This is a genomic window from Mycobacterium sp., from assembly GCF_050701675.1.
Taxonomy (GTDB): Bacteria; Actinomycetota; Actinomycetes; order Mycobacteriales; family Mycobacteriaceae; genus Mycobacterium.
In genome coordinates this window covers 1-3,506 of sequence record NZ_JBOGDD010000459.1, presented here as the reverse complement: position 1 = coordinate 3,506, position 3,506 = coordinate 1, and the positions used below count along the sequence as shown (strand labels likewise).

4 protein-coding genes and 1 pseudogene are annotated in these 3,506 nt (G+C 67.8%); 3 read left to right on the top strand and 2 right to left on the bottom strand.

Translation table 11 applies throughout. The features are described from left to right. The coding region (locus ACRDUX_RS13885) for an adenylate/guanylate cyclase domain-containing protein (protein WP_526414608.1) at window positions 1–1,234 on the top strand (1,234 nt) is incomplete at its 5' end. Window positions 1,235–1,264: 30 nt separating this feature from the next. On the opposite strand, the gene ACRDUX_RS13880 is transcribed toward ACRDUX_RS13885, so the two are convergent. Further along, entirely contained in the window at window positions 1,265–2,236 is a 972-nt protein-coding gene (locus ACRDUX_RS13880) for a GlxA family transcriptional regulator (protein ID WP_526414607.1), read from the bottom strand. Window positions 2,237–2,307: 71 nt separating this feature from the next. Between ACRDUX_RS13880 and ACRDUX_RS13875 the strand changes: the two genes are divergently transcribed. Continuing rightward, window positions 2,308–2,529 (top strand): hypothetical protein, encoded by a 222-nt coding sequence (locus ACRDUX_RS13875; protein ID WP_526414606.1) that lies wholly within the window; start codon window positions 2,308–2,310, stop codon window positions 2,527–2,529. Here the strand turns inward: ACRDUX_RS13875 and ACRDUX_RS13870 are convergent. Further along, window positions 2,503–3,273 (bottom strand): alpha/beta fold hydrolase, encoded by a 771-nt coding sequence (locus ACRDUX_RS13870; protein WP_526414605.1) that lies wholly within the window; start codon window positions 3,271–3,273, stop codon window positions 2,503–2,505. The two genes, ACRDUX_RS13875 and ACRDUX_RS13870, sit on opposite strands and share 27 nt — an antisense overlap. A 60-nt stretch (window positions 3,274–3,333) precedes the next feature. On the opposite strand from ACRDUX_RS13870, the pseudogene mhuD reads away from it, so the two are divergent. Next, window positions 3,334–3,506 (top strand): annotated as a pseudogene (gene mhuD / locus ACRDUX_RS13865) (mycobilin-forming heme oxygenase MhuD); the annotation flags it as partial.

Here is a 3,506-nt window from a genome sequence, read left to right as displayed (position 1 = left end):
CTTCGTACCGATCGACTCGATCGACTCCGAGCCTTCGATGTACCGGTTCTACCGGCGCCTGTCGTCATTCTGCCGGGTGATTCGGTTCGATCATCGCGGCATGGGGATGTCGTCTCGCATCGGCGCGGACAAGATCACCCCGGCATGCTGGGCCGAGGATGCGCTCGCGGTCATGGACGCCGTCGGCTGCGAGAGTGCCACGATCCTCGCCTCGGGATTCACCGCGATGAGCGCGCTCTTCCTGGCGGCCGACCGTCCCGAGCGGGTGGCCAACCTGGTGCTGATCAACGGATCTGCCCGCGTGCTGTGGGCCCCCGACTACCCGGCCGGAACGCACCCCCGCGCTGCCGTTCCGTTCACCTCGGTGGCGATGGAGCCCGATGCCGTCGATCGGGGCGTCGACGTGCTCGCGGCGATCGCGCCCTCGGTTGCCCACGACCAGGCGTTCCGGACGTGGTGGGACGCCGCGGGCAACCGCGCCGCCTCCCCGAGCATGGCCCGCAGATCCGGTCAGGCGCTCGTCGACGCCGATGCGCGGGACAAGCTTTCCCTCGTCACTTCACCAACCCTGATCATGCATCGCAAGGACGCCACGTTCGTCGGGGTGGAACACGGCAGGTATCTCGCCAAGCACATCGTTGGCGCCAGCTACGTCGAGCTACCTGGTGCGGACACCCTCTACTGGGTCGGCGACGCGATGCCCCTTCTCGCCGAGATCGAGGAGTTCGTCACCGGGTCGCGAGGCGGCTCGGACGCCGAACGCGTGCTCACCACGATCGTGTTCACCGACATCGTCGGATCGACGCAGCGGGCCGCTGCGCTCGGCGACGACCACTGGCGCGATCTGCTCGACAGCCACGACAACCTGGTGCGACGAGAGTTGCGGCGCTTCGGGGGTCGCGAAGTCAACACGGCCGGTGACGGTTTCGTCGCGACGTTCAGCAGCCCCAGTGTCGCGCTGGACTGTGCCGAACAGGTCGTCGATGCGGTAAGGACGCTCGGCCTCGAGGTGCGGGTCGGGATTCATGCGGGTGAGGTCGAGGTGCGCGGCCAGGACATCGCGGGCATGGCGGTGCACATCGGCGCGCGGGTCGCGGCACTGGCGGGCGCGGGCGAAGTACTGGTCTCGTCGACGGTGCGCGAGATAGTGACCGGCTCGCACCGGACGTTCACCGACCGCGGCGAGCACGAGCTCAAGGGCGTTCCCGGCCACTGGTGCCTCTACGCCCCATGATCGCGACGGTTTCCGGCGTGTTGTAACCCGCTAAGCCGTTGCCGCGCAACCGGAATCATCGCAGGCGAACCTGCGGCGGTAATCCGAAGGGGTGACGCCGATGACCCGACGGAAGTGGTGCCGCAACAACGTGGCGGTGCCGAAACCCGACCTGTCGGCCACCCGATCGATGTCGAGATCGGTCTCTTCGAGCAATCGCCTGGCATAGAGCACGCGCTGGTCGGTGACCCACTGCATGGGCGTACGGCCCGTCTCGTCGACGAACCTGCGCGCGAAGGTTCGTGCCGACATGCTGGCGCGCTTCGCGAGGGTCGCGACGGTGTGCGGCTTTTCCAGGTTGACCAGAATCCAATCGAGATGTGGCGCAAACCCTTCCGAACATCGAACCGGGATCGGCTGGTCGATGTACTGGCGTTGGCCACCGTCGCGCTGGGGCGGCACGACCATCCGGCGGGCGATGGTGTTGGTGATCTCGCTGCCCAGTTCGCGTCGCACCAGGTGCAGGCAGGCGTCGATTCCCGCGGCCGTGCCCGCGCTGGTGATGAGGTTGCCGTCGTCGACGAAGAGCACGTTGCGGTCGACCTCCGCGGTGGGATGCAGCGCTGCAAGGGCGTCGGCATGCATCCAGTGGGTGGTGCACTTGCGGCCGTCCAGGAGTCCGGCCGCACCGGCCACGAATGCACCGGAGCAGACGGTCAGGATGATCGATCCCGATGCGGCGGCAGCGCGGACGGCGTCGAGCGCCTCCTGCGGATAGTCGGGGCCCGCGATGGCAGGAATGGCCACCAGGTCGGCACCGACGAGAGCGTCGTACCCGTGCTCAGGGGTCAGCGATGCGCCGACCGTCATCCGCAGTGGCCGGCCCGGCTCGGGTCCGCAGATCTTGAAGTCGAAGTTGGGCACGCCGTCGCCCGAGCGGTCGATGCCGAAGACCTCGCAGATGACGCCGAACTCGAATGGCGCCACGCCGTCCGCCACCAAAACCGAGACAGTCTCAAGCATGGCAGTATCTTAACGCACTGGGACAGTCCTGCCACTGTTGGCGGGATATTTCCGAGCGAACAATTGCTGCCATGAACGTTTTACTTGCCTTCCTGGTCCTGTCCGCCCCATTCGCCATCGCCGCCCTGCTCAGCTGGAGCACCCACCGCAACGACGCGGTCCGCGCCAGCCTGCTGAAGGAATACGGCGATCGCGACTACTACCGCGTGGCTCACGACGTCGACGCCGCCCGCACCCGCTTCGAACGCAATCCAACGTGGCCCGCTTCAGGCGTGACGGGTGAACGGCGTTAGGAACGATTCGACCGCGTCGCGGTATTCCGCGGGGGCGTCGTCGTGAACGAGATGGCCGGCGCCGGGCACGCGCAGATACGTGGCCCGGTGGCCCGTCTCGCCCATCTGCCTCATCTGCCCTGGCGGGGTGACCCCGTTGCCCGCCTCGATCAGCAGGGTGGGCGCCAGGACGCCGCGCCACTGCCGCCAGTACTCGCGCGTCCCCCACTCGGCGGCGATCTCCACCCAACGCGCGGTGTGACCGTGCAGCCGCCAGCCCGTCTCCGTGCGGTCGAACGCCTCGAGGAAGTAGCGTCCGGCCACGGGTCCGAACTCGTCGAAAACCTCTTGCTCGGCGGCGAATTCGGTCGGTAGCGCATGGACCCACGGCTCCCACGGGCCCGTCGTGCGCCCCAGGAAGTCGGGTGCCATGTCCTCGACGACGAGCGCGGTCACCAGATCGGGCCGCGCCGCCGCAAGACACCAGGAGTGCAGCCCGCCCATCGAATGTCCGATCAACGTCGCGGGCCGCCCGAGCTCGGCGACGGCGTCGGCGAGATCGGCCACGAACCGCTCGGTGCTCACGGGATACGGGTCTTCGACGTCACGCCCGCGGTGCCACGGCGCGTCGTAGGTGTACACCTCCCCCAACCCGACCAGCCACGGCGTCTGCCTCGACCACGTGGTGCCACGCCCCATCAGCCCGTGGACCAGCACGATGGGCTCGCCCTCGCCTCCGCAGCCCGTCAGCAGTGGGGTACGCATGCCCGCCATCCTGCAGCAGCGGGAGGCGGCCGAAGATAACGGGACGGTAACCTTGGGCCCATGTCCGTCGTAAAGATCAACGCCATCGAGGTTCCGCCCGACGCAGGCCCCGAGTTGGAGAAGCGGTTCGCCAACCGTGCACACGCCGTCGACAACCAGCCGGGCTTCCTCGGTTTTCAGCTGCTACGCCCGGTCAAGGGCGAGAACCGCTACTTCGTGGTGACGCAGTGGGA

Bases quoted from the DNA above. Each gene is read 5' to 3' on its own strand.
- ACRDUX_RS13880 (WP_526414607.1), bottom strand. From the start codon at position 2,236: ATGCTTGAGACTGTCTCGGTTTTGGTGGCGGACGGCGTGGCGCCATTC.
- ACRDUX_RS13875 (WP_526414606.1), top strand. From the start codon at position 2,308: ATGAACGTTTTACTTGCCTTCCTGGTCCTGTCCGCCCCATTCGCCATC.
- ACRDUX_RS13870 (WP_526414605.1), bottom strand. From the start codon at position 3,273: ATGCGTACCCCACTGCTGACGGGCTGCGGAGGCGAGGGCGAGCCCATC.